Source organism: Pseudomonas sp. GW822-FHT04C11 (assembly GCF_058800905.1).
On record NZ_JBXAMS010000006.1, the window covers coordinates 107,047 to 123,158 of the forward strand.

9 protein-coding genes are annotated in these 16,112 nt (G+C 59.0%); 3 read left to right on the forward strand and 6 right to left on the reverse strand.

The genetic code is table 11. The annotated features are described in order from the left end of the window. Window positions 1-145 precede the first annotated feature (145 nt). Window positions 146-949 (forward strand): SirB1 family protein, encoded by an 804-nt coding sequence (locus tag AC1RJ3_RS12025; protein ID WP_054595754.1) that lies wholly within the window; start codon window positions 146-148, stop codon window positions 947-949. Between the two features lie 173 nt (window positions 950-1,122). Here the strand turns inward: AC1RJ3_RS12025 and maiA are convergent, their stop codons facing one another. Genes maiA through hmgA form a run of 3 tightly spaced genes read right to left on the reverse strand, consistent with a single transcriptional unit; the run spans window position 1,123 to window position 4,383 of the window. Beyond that, window positions 1,123-1,758, reverse strand: coding sequence for a maleylacetoacetate isomerase (gene maiA, locus AC1RJ3_RS12030; protein WP_103318145.1), 636 nt, complete (start codon window positions 1,756-1,758; stop codon window positions 1,123-1,125). Window positions 1,759-1,770: 12 nt separating this feature from the next. After that, window positions 1,771-3,075, reverse strand: a complete 1,305-nt coding sequence (gene fahA, locus AC1RJ3_RS12035; protein WP_489111861.1) for a fumarylacetoacetase — start codon at window positions 3,073-3,075, stop codon at window positions 1,771-1,773. A gap of 3 nt (window positions 3,076-3,078) precedes the next feature. Then, window positions 3,079-4,383 carry a homogentisate 1,2-dioxygenase gene (gene hmgA / locus AC1RJ3_RS12040; protein ID WP_103318149.1) on the reverse strand — a complete coding sequence of 435 codons (1,305 nt, stop codon included), beginning with the start codon at window positions 4,381-4,383 and terminating at the stop codon, window positions 3,079-3,081. A gap of 165 nt (window positions 4,384-4,548) precedes the next feature. On the opposite strand from hmgA, the gene AC1RJ3_RS12045 reads away from it, so the two are divergent. Beyond that, window positions 4,549-5,352: an IclR family transcriptional regulator gene (locus tag AC1RJ3_RS12045; RefSeq protein WP_103318151.1), complete on the forward strand. Its 804-nt coding sequence runs from the start codon at window positions 4,549-4,551 to the stop codon at window positions 5,350-5,352. A 25-nt stretch (window positions 5,353-5,377) separates the two neighbouring features. Here AC1RJ3_RS12045 and AC1RJ3_RS12050 read toward each other — a convergent pair whose 3' ends face one another. From AC1RJ3_RS12050 to AC1RJ3_RS12060, 3 genes are all read right to left on the reverse strand, one after another. Continuing rightward, window positions 5,378-7,855 carry a dermonecrotic toxin domain-containing protein gene (locus tag AC1RJ3_RS12050; protein WP_493079121.1) on the reverse strand — a complete coding sequence of 826 codons (2,478 nt, stop codon included), beginning with the start codon at window positions 7,853-7,855 and terminating at the stop codon, window positions 5,378-5,380. Window positions 7,856-8,011: 156 nt separating this feature from the next. Next, window positions 8,012-8,347 carry a hypothetical protein gene (locus AC1RJ3_RS12055; protein WP_054595748.1) on the reverse strand — a complete coding sequence of 112 codons (336 nt, stop codon included), beginning with the start codon at window positions 8,345-8,347 and terminating at the stop codon, window positions 8,012-8,014. A 755-nt stretch (window positions 8,348-9,102) separates the two neighbouring features. Continuing rightward, window positions 9,103-10,014 (reverse strand): SDR family oxidoreductase, encoded by a 912-nt coding sequence (locus tag AC1RJ3_RS12060; protein WP_493079123.1) that lies wholly within the window; start codon window positions 10,012-10,014, stop codon window positions 9,103-9,105. Between the two features lie 263 nt (window positions 10,015-10,277). Here AC1RJ3_RS12060 and AC1RJ3_RS12065 point away from each other — a divergent pair, with 263 nt between their 5' ends. Then, a complete protein-coding gene (locus tag AC1RJ3_RS12065; RefSeq protein ID WP_493079125.1) occupies window positions 10,278-16,109 on the forward strand; it encodes an alpha-2-macroglobulin family protein in 5,832 nt (1,943 codons plus the stop codon). The last annotated feature ends 3 nt before the right edge of the window (window positions 16,110-16,112 follow it).

Here is a 16,112-nt window from a genome sequence, read left to right on the forward strand (position 1 = left end):
GGCCTGCGGCTGAAAATTGCTGAAGCGCACCGGAATAAGCAGAAGCGGTTTTACAGCCTTTAAGACATAACCTGCAACGGCATGTGTAGAGCACTGGACGAATGCCTGAGACGGGGCTAAAACGAGGCATCCGCCGGAGATTTTGATGAACCCGCGCCACGCTTTTTTCGCTTGTCTGCAACGCTCGCCACCGGCGCTCTTCGAAGCGGCGCTGTGGATCGCTGCCGAACACGATCCACAGGTGAAGCCCGAGGTACTGCTGGAGCAATTCAAGGACCTGCAACAACGGGTCAGTGCCGGTTTACCCATGTTGCCGGTCAGCGAATTGGCCCAACCGTTGTTGCGGCGACTCAATGACATGGGTTATCGACAGGACGAGTCCATCCCGCTGCGCCCGCAGGCGGCGCTGCTCAACAAGGTGCTGGAACGCCGGCGCGGACAACCGCTGGCCCTCGGTTTGATCGCGCTGGAGCTGGCCCGACGGCTGGAGATCCCAATGGTCGGGGTGAATTTTCCCGGGCATTTTCTGTTGCGGGTGCCGGGTGCCGATCATTTGCTCGACCCGTGTGGCGGTCGGCGCTTGTACCCCAACGACTGCCGCGAGTTGCTGCAGCGCCAGTACGGTCCGAACATGCAGCTCAACGCCGAGCATCTGCTTACCAGCGAACCGGTCCAGATGCTCCAGCGACTGTCGCGCAATTTGCGCCAGTTGCATTTAACCAACGACGACAACATCGACGCGCTGATCGATGCCGAGCGGGTGCTGGAACTCGGCAACGCTTGCGTCAGCGACTACCTGGCCCGCGCCAGCCTCTATCAACGGCTGGAATGTCCCAACGCCGAGCGTTTCGACCTGGAGCATGCCTTGCTGCTCACCGACGACCCGATCCAGCGCATCCGCCTGACTGAACGGCTGGGGCATTTGCCACCTAACGCCATCGTGCATTAACCCTTTAACCACTGCATTCCTGTGGCGAGGGAGCTTGCTCCCGCTGGGCTGCGCAGCAGCCCCAAAACCGGCGAATGAGATCCTTCAGAAACAGTGTTACTGCCTGTTTTTGGAGCGCTTCGCACTCCAGCGGGAGCAAGCTCCCTCGCCACAAGAACAAAGTGTCCGTTCAGCTATGGGGTATCGGGCTGATTCGCCGGGTGGGCCTTGATGAAGGCCGGATGCTGCGCTGCCAGCGCCGCGACCCGGCGAATCCGTGGATACGCCTCAAGGGAAATGTTGAACCGCTCGGCCGCGTACAGCTGCGGGATCAGGTAGACATCCGCCAACCCCGGCGCGCTGCCGAAACAGTACCCCTCGTCGCCAATCAAGTGCTCGACCGCCGCCAGCCCCTGAGTAATCCAGTGGCCGATCCAGTGCACCACCTGCGGCTCATCATGACCGAGTTGGCGCAGTTGATTAAGCACGCTGACGTTGTGCAGCGGATGAATGTCGCAACCGATCAACGCCGCCACCCCACGCTCATGCGCGCGCCTGGCCAGGTCTTTGGACAGCAGCGGCACCTGTGGATAACGCTCCTCCAGGTACTCGATGATCGCCGGGGACTGGATCAGCAACTCGCCTTCATCGGTGCGCAAGGCTGGTACCCGGCCTTGCGGGTTGATGTGCAAATAAGCCGGTTGCTGGTGTTCGCCACCTTGCGGTGCGATCAAGTTGATCGGCAGCGCCTGGTACTCCAGCCCTTTGAGTGCCAGGGCAATGCGCACCCGAAAGGACGACGTCGAACGGTAGTAGGTAAAGAGTTCCATGGCCTGAACCTCTTAACGTGCCGGCAGGATTTTGCCGCGGCATTCACCGAAACCAATGGAGGCGAAACCGTCACGGCTGCAGCGTGCGCGCAGGATGATTTCGTCGCCGTCTTCAAGGAACTTGCGCACCTCGCCCGAAGCCAGCTCGATCGGCTTTTTACCGCCTTCGGTGATTTCCAGCAGGCTGCCGAACTGACCGTTTTCCGGCCCCGACAAGGTGCCCGAACCGAACAGGTCACCGGCCTGCAACTGGCAACCGTTGACGCTGTGGTGCGCGACCATTTGCGCCACGGTCCAGTACATGTATTGAGTGTTGCTCAGCGTCAGGCGATGGGCTGGCAGGTTTTGTTCGCGCATGGCTTCGGTGAGCAGCAGCACTTCCAGTTCGATATCGAAGGCGCCCGCGGCCTGATCGCGTTTGTCGAACAGGTACGGCAGCGGTTGCGGATCGCCCTCGGGACGCGCCGGTTGGGCACGGCGGAACGGCTCCAATGCTTCAGCGGTGACGACCCACGGCGAGATGCTGGTAATGAAGCTTTTCGACAGGAACGGCCCCAGTGGCTGGTATTCCCAGGCCTGGATGTCGCGCGCCGACCAGTCATTCAGCAGGCAAAAACCGGCGATGTGCTCGGCGGCGTCGCCAATGGCAATCGAGTCGCCCATTTCATTGCCTTGACCGATCCAGATGCCGAGTTCCAGTTCATAGTCCAGCCGCGCGCAAGGGCCAAACGTTGGCTCGGTCTGACCGGCGGGCAGGGTCTGGCCTTTCGGACGACGCACGTCGGTGCCGGACGGGCGAATGGTCGATGCACGGCCGTGGTAGCCAATCGGCACGTACTTATAGTTCGGCAGCAGCGGGTTGTCCGGGCGGAACAGTTTGCCGACGTTTTGCGCGTGCTCAATGCCAACGTAGAAGTCGGTGTAGTCATTGATCTTGGCTGGCAGGTGCATCTGGCAATCGGTAGCCAATGGCAGCAGTTTTGCGCCTTGGGCTTCGATCTTGCCGCGCAGGGTGCTGCCTTCGGTGAACAGTTCCAGCAGACGCTCACGCAGGGCCACGCGGGCGCCACGCCCGAGGTCGAAAAACGCGTTCAGCTGACCGCCATGGGTGGCTTCGACGGCTGCACGCGCAGCACCGTCGAACAGACCTGCTTCGAGCGCCGCTTCCAAGTCGAAAATATGCTCGCCAATCGCCACACCGCTGCGCGGCGCCGAACCCTTGGTGCTGAACACGCCCAGCGGCAGGTTCTGCAGCGGGAAGTCAGTGTGACCGTTGGCGGAGGCAACCCAGCTACGAGTGGGGGTGGTCTGAGTCATGGGTTATCTCCGGTTCGGATTGAATGTGACGGGCAGCGAGGCCCAGCATGCATCGTAGTTGTTTTGCAGTTGCGGGCAATCGAGGGCAAAGCGGCTTGGGCGCAACACCTGGCTGGTCTCGAACATGAAGGCCATGGTGTTGTCGATTTTGCTCGGCGCCAGTTCGGCATTGATCGCCTTGGTGCAGGTTTCACCGTCCGGCCCGTGAGCGCTCATGCAGCTGTGCAACGACGCGCCACCCGGCAGGAAACCTTCGGCCTTGGCGTCGTAGGTGCCCTGGATCAGGCCCATGAATTCGTTCATCAGGTTGCGGTGGAACCACGGTGGACGGAAGGTGTTTTCGGCCACCATCCAGCGCGGCGGGAAGATCACGAAATCGAGGTTGGCCAGACCGTGGACGCTGGTCGGCGACGTCAGCACGGTGAAGATCGACGGGTCCGGATGATCGAAGCTAACCGTGCCAATAGTGTTGAAGCGGCGCAGGTCATATTTGTACGGCACATTATTACCGTGCCAGGCGACCACGTTCAGCGGCGAATGGTCGAGCTCGCAGCCCCACAACTCACCGAGGAATTTCTGTACCAGGGTGGTCGGTTGCTTGAGGTCTTCGTAGTGCGCGACCGGAGTCAGGAAGTCCCGTGGATTGGCCAGACCGTTACTGCCAATCGGCCCGAGGTCCGGCAGGCGCAGCGGCGCGCCGTGGTTCTCGGCCAGGTAGCCACGGGCTTGCGGGTCGAGCAATTCGATGCGGAACTTCAAACCGCGCGGCAGCACGGCGATTTCCAGCGGTTCCAGTTCCAGCACCCCGAGTTCGGTGGCGATGCGCAACCGCCCCTGCTCCGGCACCAGCAACCACTCGCCATCGGCGTTGAAGAAAACCCGCTCCATGGAGCGATTGGCGCGGTAGTGAAAAATGCTGATCCCGGCCGGTTTTTCCGAACCCGAATTGGCCGCCATGCACACCAGGCCGTCGATGAAATCGGTCGGTTCGCCAGGGATCTCCAACGGGTTCCAGCGCAAGCGGTTGGGCGTCACGTCGCCCAGCGGTCCGCCAGCCAATTGCCGCTCCAGCTTAACGAACGCCGGGTGATTGGCCGACGGCTGAATACGGTACATCCAGGTGCGTCGCGCTTCACTGCGCGCCATGGTGAACGCAGTACCTGAGAACAGTTCGGTGTAGAGACCGTACGGGGCTTTTTGCGGGGAGTTCTGGCCGACGGGCAGTGCGCCGGGCAACGCTTCGCTGCTGAATTCGTTGCCGAAACCTGACTGGTAAACCAGCGCTGGCGCCGTTGAATCAAGGTTCATGGAGCCTCCTGAACAGGGAGTAGGCCGTGGCCTGTGGCTCCTTTTCAGAAGTCTCGGCACGCCCAGGTTATTTTTATCGTAATTCGATTACGCATAACGTAATTTGATTGGTATTGACCGTCAAGCTATAAAGACGCCCATTCGTCCCGGGATCACACCGCCTCCATGGAAAAGCCGCGTAGCAGCACCGCCGACAGCGGTAAACAGAAAGTCCGCTCGGCCGAGGTCGGCACCGACATCCTCAAGGCCTTGGCCGAGTTGTCGCCATCGACATCGTTGTCGCGCTTGGCCGAACACGTGCAGATGCCAGCGAGCAAGGTTCATCGCTATTTACAGGCGTTGATCGCCAGCGGCTTTGCCGAGCAAAACGCCGCCACCAATCATTACGGTCTCGGCCGCGAAGCCTTGCGCGTCGGCCTGGCCGCTTTAAACAGTATGGACGTGCTGAAAGTCGCCGCCCTGCCACTCGCCGAGTTACGCGACGACCTGAACGAAACCTGCTTCCTCGCGGTATGGGGCAACCAGGGCGCAACCGTGGTGCATATCGAACCGGCGGTGCGTGCAGTGACGGTGGTGACGCAACTGGGTTCGGTCTTGCCGCTGCTCAGCTCATCCACCGGCCTGGTGTTCAGCGCTTTTTTGCCGAACCGCGAAACCGTTGAGTTACGCGAACTGGAAGTGCAGGCAACGGCGGCCCATCCGCTGGCCGATGACCAGGTCTACGCGACCTTGTGTGAACAGATCCGCGAACGCGGCCTGCATCATGTGCATGGTTTGCTGATGCCGGGAGTCGATGCGCTCTCGGCTCCAGTGTTCAATGCCGTCGGCCAGGTGGCGGCAGTGCTGACCATCGTCGGCCCGACGTCGTTGTTCCACGCCGACGAAAACGGCCCGGCGGCGCAGCGATTGCTGGCGGCGACCCGGGCCGTGAGTTGGCGGATGGGCTACGAGCCCAGCGTCGCCGGTTAAATTGTACGGCGCTGAACGCCTGTGTTTATTCCAGTAGCGTCTGCTCGCTGGAATCAGGCTCTTCGAGCGCCTCCTTCATCAATTCGGTCATCACCGCCAGATCCACGGTTTTTCCACTGCACGCAGAGACAACGCTCAAACAGGTATTCGCATCGCCCAAGCGCTTGGCAATCGCCTTCTGCACCTGCGAGAAACCCAACTTGCCGATACGCATCGTGGCCAGTTCCAGCATGCAATCGAGGTAGCTTGCGAATACCCCCGAATGATCTCCTTCGTGATAAGCCTTTGCCCCCTCGAACACCCCTTTAGCCATCACGACCGCGCTTAATCCAAGACCGATCGGTGGGAAGATACAGCCTATGACGGTGACTGCCGCTACCGCAGCGTCGTAGCTCAGTTTGGCAACAATCTCGATGAGACTCGTGGTTTGTGCATCGACACCGTCAATGATCTGCCTGATCATCTCGCTGTAACAATGCGAAAAGTCGAATACCCGGCTATGAACGTGCAGTGCCGGCGGCTCGTCGTCGGTACTACGTTGCGTCAGCTCTTCGATGTATGCGCTGATCACTCGCTGGTCGGTGTATTTGACGCGCTTGCAGTAATAACTGCCTAACCCCCCCACTTTCACCGACCTGGTGAACTCGGCCCGTGGTCGAAACCATCGGCCGTCAGGTGCATTCGGGGTATACAACAGATCCGTGGCCACGCCATCGTTCATCAAGCGGAAAACATAAACGCCCTGGACCCTGCGGTTTTGCAGATAAAACTGGTACACACCGTTGCGTTGGGGAGATTCAGGCTCATCATTTTCTATTGGATCGGTGGACTCCGGTACTCGCAACCGATCAATAGCTTCTTCGATATCCCAACTTTGACGCTTATCAATTCTGCCGCTGAAGAGTTCCGCCAATGCGGCGCGCTGCATCTCATGCAGTTGCGTGTTTACATACACATCGCGTTTCAGCGCGTAACCAGGGGCATTGGGGTCCAGGTAGTCGCTGGACAGCATGTCGATATATTTTTCACCCGGACGCAACGTCTTCGACCAGCCCACCATGTATTTCATCAGCACGTCGGCCATCAAGGTGTCGGAGATGGGGGGATGGCCGGCCAACAAACGCAGTTTCGGGTAGATTCCCGGGTTATGTATCGGCCCGCTATCTTCCGTGATGTGTTGTTCCTTGATGATGAGCTGAGACAAGGTCATTTCTTGCGACTCGTCCAGCACCACCTTTATCAGATCGGGGTTCACGACGACTGTTTCGCCGTGTTCCGCCAGAACATCTTCAACCCTTTGTTTGATGAGGTTGTACGCAAACTTCTCGTAACTGATCAGCGCCGCCTCATGGCTGGCGAGCCGGGTCAACGCTTTAAGCTCGGTATTCAAACGAGCGAAATACCGTCGATGGTAAGAGGACGCCGAACGATAACCAGCAGGAATGACCGCCTCCACTTCGCCCCGCAGCCAACCGACATTGAGCAGAACAGCCTGGCGTAATGCCCCTGCACCGAACTGCGGCCATGGGGTACGCTTGAGGCCGCGCCATTGACTCGGCAACTCCAGCACAAATCTCATGTAAGCATCGGTGCGCTCTCGCTCAGCGGCGTGAGACTGCCGACTCAGGTAACTGCGTCCTGCCGGCTGATTCGTCCAATCGGCCATATGGAAGTTCAGTTGTTTGATGCTCACAAACTCGAACCAGACCCTGCCCCCGGGGGCTTGCGGCGCATAGAGCACGCAAGGACCGTCCTCACCTTCCGGTCCACAATAAACAATCATCCCGTGGAAGGCGTGTTTCCAGGTGTCAAACGAAAGACTCCCCATGGAATAGTTTCTGACGTTCTGGCTGGCCAGTTCGACGATCTTGAGGCTGTCGTCACTGAGATGCCCTTGCAACTTCGCGCTGAACGAACTCAGGTCCGTGCGACTGTCCAGCACGGCTTGCAGGGCTTGCAGCACCGCTTCGCTGGTGTATTTTTCTTCAAATTTCTCGGCATACAGCGAGCGCATGCTGTTCTCATCGCCCAGCACCTCCCTCAGTACTTGCTCGGTAAAGTCTGGCGGTAACGTCTCACCTTCAAGGGTGATCTCCAATGGAACAGAGGACGGATCATACAAACCGTTGAGCATGAACTCGGGAAGTGTCAGGCGATTGCGTTGAACAACCTTTTGCTGCCCCACATAAAACGTATGAGAAGCGTTGACAAGAATGTGCTCCGGGTCGACAAGTTCACCGGTTTCAATTCTGACAATCTCTTGGGCATAGAAATGTGCGAACGCCTTGAGAGATACGGTTTCTTTCAGCCGCTCATCAAGCGCTTGCTCTTTTGCTGCCAGGGACTGTTCCGTATCGACATAATATTGGCGATCTTCCTCACTGGCACGCTGCAACCAATCCGGTATCAGGAGAGGTTGTTCGGCCATTGTTCGTTTCGACGGACGTAACAGCTCTTTCGAAGAGTCGCCCCCCGCCACGGCCGTTAAAATATTAACATTCATGCACACTTCCTTTTGGCATCCAACAACACTACCAAATACAAAATTATTATTAGCAACAGCCCATAAAATTCTTTAACACCCCGCACACTGATCACGCGGGGCATTCTACCGACTCATCCCATTTATCGGTCACCGCACAGGCTTATAAGGCACTGCTTATTGCGCTCGGTAATACTCGACGATACCGCGGCCAAACAAATTCAGCTTTTCAATATTGAAGATGTTGTTATCCACGCGATAAAGCGGATCAAACGTCCACTGCCGGGTAAATACACCCGCATACTCGTCGCCGAACGCAGGAAACTCGTCATCCTGGACCTTCTCCATGATCGCCCAGCTCAGGGTTTGCGAGTAATCGACTACCGGCTGCCCAAGATCATTGACCACTGTCGAGGTCAGGTAAGTCTCATCGGCTTTGATACCATACTTCAACTGTTTAAAATCCTTATCCAGCATCGCACTGATTTCTTTCAACAAATCCATATTCGACATCTCTTAAATCCTTTTAATAAATAAGTGATCGCCCTGCACAGCAGATAAACTCAGATGAACCGGGCCGACGAACACCTTATAAAGATTCCAGCCATTAAAGTACACCCCAGAACATGTATGCATTCGTAAACAACCACAACAAGATCGTGTTCCACCCACACTTAAAATACTGAACCCCTGCACTGTTTCCCTGGCCACCGCTGGAGTTCCTCGCCCCACGCCCAACGTTCCATTGATCCGTCGTGCCAGGGCATTTACCGTATGTAACGATATAAACAAGAGGTCGGCTATTCGTTAGTTCGCGTTACCTTGAGCGACTAACTTGAGCACTTCTATTTCACGTTAACTCAACGGTTTTTGTACAAAAGGCGCCACCTGACGTGCATCGGCCCATGGCAGCGACTGTTGCCGATGCTGTAACAGTCATTGTCTCGAATCGCTATTTTTCCTTTGGGGATAAGGACTTATCCTTGCCTGGCTTTCAGGGCAATGGGGCCGAAAGCACGAAGTACCGAGGTGTGATTTTCCCGCCTCATCAGCAACAGAATCCAGGTGATTTGAATCCGTTTCAGCTCATCGACCCGTGTTCACTGACGTTGATTTGTAGCTCCTTGATCCAACGTCTTACCTTGGCCGCTGCGTTTGCAGCGGCCTTTTTTATGGGCGAAATAAAGAACCCCGTGAGCACGGGGTTCGATGGGGGAAGTGCTCGGAGGCGAAGCTGATTGAGCGTACGCTGGCAATAGTCTTCGGAGTTACAACGAATACCTCTGCAGATTCGCCATCATTTCCTTCAGCGCCTCAATGTTGTCCTTCGGATGCGCTGCACCTTCAAAGTCGCAAATCTGCTCCCAGTGAGCAGCAACATCTTCCGGCGAGAAGCCCTCACGCGGATCGAAACCGGCGCCGAGGCTGCGTTCCCAGCGCACTTTGCCCATCCAGCCACCACCGACTTCGAACAGACCGGAAGTTTCCTGACAATTCTCACTGGCCAGGTACACCACCAGCGGGCTGACCAATTCCGGTTTCAGCTGTTCGAATACTTGTGGCGGAATCAAGCCTTCGGTCATGCGCGTGCCACCGGTCGGGGCGATGGCGTTGACCAGAATATTGTTCTTGCGGCCTTCGAGGGCCAGGGTGCGGGTCAGGCCATAAAGACCGAGTTTGGCCATGCCGTAGTTGGACTGGCCGAAGTTGCCGTAGATGCCGGAGGTCGAGGCAGTGAAGATCACTCGACCGTAGTTTTGCTCACGCATGTGTGGCCACGCGGCACGGGTGACTTTATAAGCACCTTCGACATGCACGCGGTAAACCAGGTCCCAATCGCCGTCTTCCATTTTGTGGAAGGTCTTGTCGCGCAATATCCCGGCGTTGTTGACCACCACGTCGATGCGACCAAAGGTATCGAGGGCGTGCTGCACGAGTTTGTCGCCGTCGGTCACCGAATCGTGGTTGGCCACGGCGCTGCCGCCAGCCTCGCGAATCTCTGCTACCACGCGGTCGGCTGCCGAGGCATTGGCGCCTTCGCCTTGAGCCGAGCCGCCGAGATCATTGACCAGTACCTTGGCACCCTGCCTGGCGAATAACAACGCATGAGCCCGTCCAAGACCGCCGCCTGCACCGGTGACGATCACCACTTTATCTTCAAAGCGCACAGACTCTTTCATTACCAAACTCCAGCAGGCCAGGGACAGTGAGCCCGAGTGTCAGGCACGGCGCAGGCAGTCACAATCAACAGGGCTGAGGCTGAATGGTGTGCAATAAGGCGGGGGGATGATGAGCGCGAATGCGCTTGCACGGACCGTGCTGGAGCAGCCGGGCAGCACTACGTTGACCAGCGAGACAGCAATTCGCTGAATAGGGGGTAGTCCTTAGGGCTTCTAGCCTGTTCGCGTGTAGGATATGTGCCATTTTGCCAAGGATGCTCACAATGTTTGACTCGTGCAAGGAAGCCTGGCGCCGGATATCCGGGGTCTTTCTCACCGTGGTGAGCGTTCTTTCCAAAGTCGTTGGCTGGTTGCTGAAAAGCCTCTTTGGCCAGTGGCAGCCGCCCTTCTGGCTGAGGGCTATCGGCGCTGGGCTGACGACGCTGGGGCACAAGGCCCGAGCTTATCCGCGCCAGACCACTGGCGGCGTGTTGGGCTTGCTGCTGGTAGTGGCAGCGGTTTTTTACGGCTGGCACTGGTATTCAAACCTGCCAAAACCGCACACCGTGGCCTATTCGGTGCACAAGCCGAACCTGACGGATTACACCCAGCAGCCCCCCATCGTCGATACCCTGCAAATCCGCTTCGCCGAATCGGTGGCGCCGTTGCAGGACATTGGCAAGCCCGTCACTCAGGGTATTAGCCTCAAGCCCGCCGTCCAAGGCACCTGGAGCTGGGCCGATGATCGCAGCCTGTTGTTCGTGCCGGACCAGGACTGGCCGATTGACGCCCATTACAGTCTCGAACTTTCAAAGAGCAACCTGCTGGCTGACGGTGTGCTACTGGCCGAATACAACAGCCAGATAACCACCCCACCATTCCGCGGCCAACTGACCCAAAACGAGCTGTACCAGGACCCGGTCAATCCGACACTGAAACAGCAGGTGGCGACCTTCCGCTTCTCCCACCCGGTGGACGAAGAAAGCCTGCGCAAGCGAGTGTCCGTTACCCTTGGCAAAGGCTTGGCCTACCGCGATGCCCAGGCGCCTAACCTGCCGGAAATCAGCTTCGACGAACGCAAGCTCAACGCCTACATCCGTTCCGCCGCCCTGGCCACGCCGCTGGAAAACGCCTCGGTTACGATCAAACTCGACGAAGGCATCAAGGCTCGAGATGGCGGCAACACCAGCCCTGCGCCGTTGAGCGCCGATGTGACGGTGCCCGGGCGTTATCGCCTGACCTTCAGCAGCGCCGACATCCAGTTTGTCGACAACGAACGCGGCGAGCCGGAACCTGTGCTGATGTTCAGCAGCTCCAACGCTGTGGCCGATGAGACCATCGCCGGTAAGGTCCAGGCCTGGCTGCTGCCGGAAAAAGCCGAGAATGACCATCGCCCCTGGTCCACCAGCGAAATAGACGAAAAACTGTTGGCCCGCAGCATCCCGGTCAAGTTGACCCACGTACCGAGCATCGAGCCGCTGAACACTCAGCACGCCTTCAAGTTCAAGGCCCCGGCGGGCCGCATGCTGTATGCACGGGTTCCGGCCAATCTGGAAGCCATCGGCGGTTACCTGGCAAAAAATCCTGTGGCGTCGCTGGTGAGCATGCCGGCCTATCCGCGTACCTTGCAGTTCCTCTCCAACGGTGCATTGCTGAGCCTCAACGGCGAAAAACGCCTGGGTTTCATGGCTCGTGGCGTGCCCGGCGCCCATGTGGAAATCGCCCGTTTACTGCCCAACCAATTGCAGCACCTGGTGGATCAAAGCAGCGGCAGCTTCGCCCGGCCAAACTTCGGCAACGACTATTTCGACCGGATGGTAGAGCGCATGTCCCTGGACATTCCGCTTTCGGCCGCCGATCCGTCGAAAACCCTCTATGACAACGTAGATCTCAGCCGTTACCTCACCGCCAACGGTGGCCGTCGAGGGATTTTCGTCCTCAAGCTGAGCCCCCAGGACGATCCGGCCGAGCGCACCTTCGACGGTTATTCGCGCAACACCACCAGTGACCTGCGCTTTATCGTGGTCACAGACCTGGGGATCATAGCCAAACGCTCCAGCGACGGCAGCCACGATGTGTACGTGCAATCCATCGGCAACGGTTCACCCGTGGCCGACGCTCAGGTCGATATCATCGGCCGCAATGGCTTGCCAGTGAGCAGCGGTAAAACCGACACCGAAGGCCACGCCCACTTTGCCAAACTCGACGAGTTGCGCCGCGAAAAAACGCCACTGATGTACGTGGTAACCCGTGGTAACGACCAGTCCTTCCTGCCAATTGCCCGACAGTCCCAGCAATTGGACCTGTCGCGTTTCGACGTCGGCGGTCTGAAAGAAGACGGCGCCATCGACCGCTTGAGCGCTTACCTGTTTACCGACCGCGGCCTCTATCGCCCCGGCGAGACCGCGCATCTGGGCATGATCGTGCGTAGCGGCAATTGGAAAGGTGTGCTGCAAGGCCTGCCACTGGAGTTGCAAATCACCGACCCCCGGGGCCTCGAAGTGATACGCCAGCCGCTGAAGCTGTCGGCCTCGGGTTTTGAAAGCTTCGATTTCGCCAGCAGTGAAGTAGCGCCGGCCGGGGATTACACCGCGACCCTGCAACTGATTGGCGAACAACAGACCCGCACCGATTTGGGCAGCGTCAGCTTCAAGGTTCGCGACTTCGAGCCGGACCGCATGAAAGTCAGTCTGAGCCTGCACGATACGCCGGTACAAGGCTGGATACCGCCGGAGCAAGTGGTGGCCAAGGTCACCGCGTTGCACCTGTTCGGCGCTCCGGCGTCGGGTCGGCGGGTGACCGCAAAAATGTCCCTGAGCCCAACGCTGGCCGCCTTCGATCGCTTCCCGGATTACCGCTTCCGTCTCAGAGACTCCCTGGAAGAAGCCAACGCCGAGGACCTGGCAGAGACCGAGGCCGACGACAACGGCCAGGCCGTCCTTGACCTCAACTTGCAACGTTTTGCCAACAGCACCTATCGCCTGCAAGTCATGGCTCAGGTCTACGAGGCCGAAGGCGGTCGCAACGTCGCCGCCCAGAGTGCTTTGCTGGTGTCTTCGGCGCCGTACCTGGTAGGTGTGAAGAGCCAGGATTCCTTGGGCTACGTGGCCAAGGATGCGTCGCGCCAGGTGCAATGGCTGGCCGTCGCGCCGGACCTCACGCCGGTAGCGGTAGAGGGCCTGAGTACCGAGCTGGTGGAACACCGCTACGTTTCGGTGCTGATCAAGCAATCCAACGGCACCTACAAATACGAGTCGCGGATCAAGCACATCAACCAGTCAGCCACGCCCCTGCCCTTGGGTAAGGACGGCGCGAAACAGACGCTGAACACCGCCACACCAGGCGACTACACCCTGCAACTCAAGGACGCCAACGGCAACCTGCTCAACGCCATCGACTACAGCGTCGCCGGGCGTGGCAACACTTCCCGCTCCCTGGAGCGCAACGCCGAGCTGCAACTGCGCCTGGACAAACGCAGCTATGCCACCGGCGACGAGATCGCCATCAGCATCCGCGCGCCTTACACCGGCGCCGGGCTGATCACCATCGAGCGCGATAAGGTCTACACCCAGCAGTGGTTCAAGGCCGATAGCACCAACAGCGTGCAGCACATCCGTGTGCCAGCCGGGCTGGAGGGCAATGCTTACATCAACGTGCAATTCGTGCGGGACATCGGCTCATCCGAGGTCTACATGAGTCCATTGTCCTACGGCGTTGTGCCGTTCAGCATCAACCTCGATGCGCGGCGCATGGCGCTGAAGGTCGAAGGCCCGACGAAGACCGAGCCGGGGCAGGTGCTGGACATCAAGGTCAATGCCGACCGCCCTTCCCGCGCCGTGGTCTACGCGGTGGACGAAGGCATTCTGCAAGTAGCGCGTTACCAGACGCCGGACCCGCTGGGCTTCTTTTTTCAGAAACGGGCGCTGGAGGTCGGTACCAGCCAGATTCTTGACCTGATCCTGCCGGAATTCAGCCGCTTGCTCAGTGGCGCTGCACCCGGTGGCGATACGGAAAACGCCTTGGCCTCGCACCTCAACCCGTTCAAACGCAAACACCAGCCGCCCGTGGCATGGTGGTCAGGGCTGATCGACTTGCCGGCCGGGGATACCGTGCTGCATTACCAGATCCCGGACAGCTTCAACGGCAAGTTGCACCTGTTTGCGGTGGCGGTGGATACCGACAGCGTCGGTGTCAGCGAAGCCAGCACCGATGTGCGCGGGCCACTGGTGATCACGCCGAACGTGCCGGCTTTCGTTGCACCTGGGGATGTGTTCAGTGTCAGTGCCGGGGTCTTCAGCAATCTGGAAACGCCCACCCGTGTGAAATTTGAGCTGCAAACCAGCGCCGGCCTGAAAGTCGAAGGCGACCCGAACAGCACCCTGGACCTGCAACCGCGCAAGGAAGGCATAGCCGAATTCCGGATCAAGGTCCTGGAAAACCTCGGCTCGGCGGATTTGCGCTTTGTCGCGGTGCTGCCGGACGGCAAGCGTATCCAGGTGGCCGAAACCACCTCGATCCGGCCCTTGAGTGAACACCGGGTCGCCCTCAGCCTCGGCCGTTTCGACAGCACCAGCAAAGAGTTGAAACCCACGCGCGAACTGTTCCCCCAACTGCGTAATGTGCAACTGGGGGTGGCCGCCTCGCCTCTGGTCTGGGCTAATGGCCTCAAGCACTACCTTGATGACTACGGTTACGCCTGTACCGAGCAATTGGTGTCCAAGGCCATGCCGACGTTGATTTGGGGCGGCACCGCACCAGAAGCGGAACAGGCCTTTACCGGTGCGGTGCGCATGCTTCGACAGCGGCAGAATCAAGCCGGTGGTTTCGGCCTGTGGGCCGCCAATCCTGACGTCGCGCCTTATGCCAGCCTGTATGCCACTGACTTCCTGATCGAAGCCAAGGAGCGCGGTCTGCCGGTGCCGGAAGATGTGCTGGTGCGCGCCAACGCTTACCTCACCGACCTGGCCAACGGTCCCAGCGAAGGCCTGTCGGAATTGCGCAACCGTGCCTACGCCAGCTACCTGCTGAGCCGTCAGGGGATTCTGGTCAGTGGTGCCTTGAGCGATATCCGCGAGCGCTACGAGAGCTACTTCCGCGACAGCTGGAAGAATGACCTGGGCGCCGCCTACCTCGCCGCCAGTTACAAGTTACTGAAGCAGGATCGTCAGGCTGATGCACTGGTGCGCAAAATCCCGTGGCGCTCCATCAGCGATGCCTGGGACAGCGACGGCCTGTATTACGACCCACTGGTCCACGACGCCGAGCACCTGCATTTGCTCAGCCGCCACTTCCCCGAGTTGCTGGGCGACGTGCCGGTGAACCTGCTGGACAAGCTTGGCAAGCGCCTCAATGAGCAGCGTTACAACTCGCTGTCGGCCGCACTGTTGTTGCGCGCCCTGGACAACTACGGCCAACGGGCGCAAAGCAACATGACCCTCAAAGCCACGGCCTGGCTGGGAGACAAGCAGCAACAACTGTTACAGATGGCCGGTCAACCGCCTCGTGCGGCAGTCCCGCCAGGCACGCAAAAACTGCTGATGGAAAAAACTGACGGTCCTGCTGCGTTCTACATGCTCAGCGAGGCCGGTTTTGATCGGAGTGCGACCCTCCATTCCATCAGTAATGGCCTGGAAATCATCCACGAATACCTCGACCTGAACGGCAAGCCCGTCAGCCAGGTGAGCGTCGGTGATGAGTTCCTGGTGCGCCTGCGACTGTGGGCCACGGATCGGGATCAGGTGCAGCAAGTGGCGGTGGTCGATTTGTTGCCGGGCGGCGTCGAGCCGGTGTATCGCCTGCCGCCAGAGCCGCAGGCCGCCAGTGAAGGTGAAGGCGAAGAATCGCAATACGCCGAAAACAGCGAAGAGGCCAACGCCTGGCAAGCGCCTATTGGTGAGAGCGAGTTGAGCAATTGGCAACCGGATTACATTGATGTGCGCGATGACCGGGTGGTGTTTTATGGCACGGCGCTACGGGACGTCGGCACCTTCGTCTACCGCGTACGGGCCACCAACGCCGGGACCTTCAACACGCCACCGGCCTATGCCGAAGGCCTGTACCAAACCACCTTGCAAGGCCGTGGCAAGGTCGGCCAGCTTGAAATCGTCAAGCCTTGAAAC

Coding starts and splice junctions, on each gene's coding strand:
- AC1RJ3_RS12050 (WP_493079121.1), bottom strand. CDS start 7,855: ATGAATGTTAATATTTTAACGGCCGTGGCGGGGGGCGACTCTTCGAAA.
- hmgA (WP_103318149.1), bottom strand. CDS start 4,383: ATGAACCTTGATTCAACGGCGCCAGCGCTGGTTTACCAGTCAGGTTTC.
- AC1RJ3_RS12025 (WP_054595754.1), top strand. CDS start 146: ATGAACCCGCGCCACGCTTTTTTCGCTTGTCTGCAACGCTCGCCACCG.
- AC1RJ3_RS12045 (WP_103318151.1), top strand. CDS start 4,549: ATGGAAAAGCCGCGTAGCAGCACCGCCGACAGCGGTAAACAGAAAGTC.
- maiA (WP_103318145.1), bottom strand. CDS start 1,758: ATGGAACTCTTTACCTACTACCGTTCGACGTCGTCCTTTCGGGTGCGC.
- AC1RJ3_RS12055 (WP_054595748.1), bottom strand. CDS start 8,347: ATGTCGAATATGGATTTGTTGAAAGAAATCAGTGCGATGCTGGATAAG.
- AC1RJ3_RS12060 (WP_493079123.1), bottom strand. CDS start 10,014: ATGAAAGAGTCTGTGCGCTTTGAAGATAAAGTGGTGATCGTCACCGGT.
- AC1RJ3_RS12065 (WP_493079125.1), top strand. CDS start 10,278: ATGTTTGACTCGTGCAAGGAAGCCTGGCGCCGGATATCCGGGGTCTTT.
- fahA (WP_489111861.1), bottom strand. CDS start 3,075: ATGACTCAGACCACCCCCACTCGTAGCTGGGTTGCCTCCGCCAACGGT.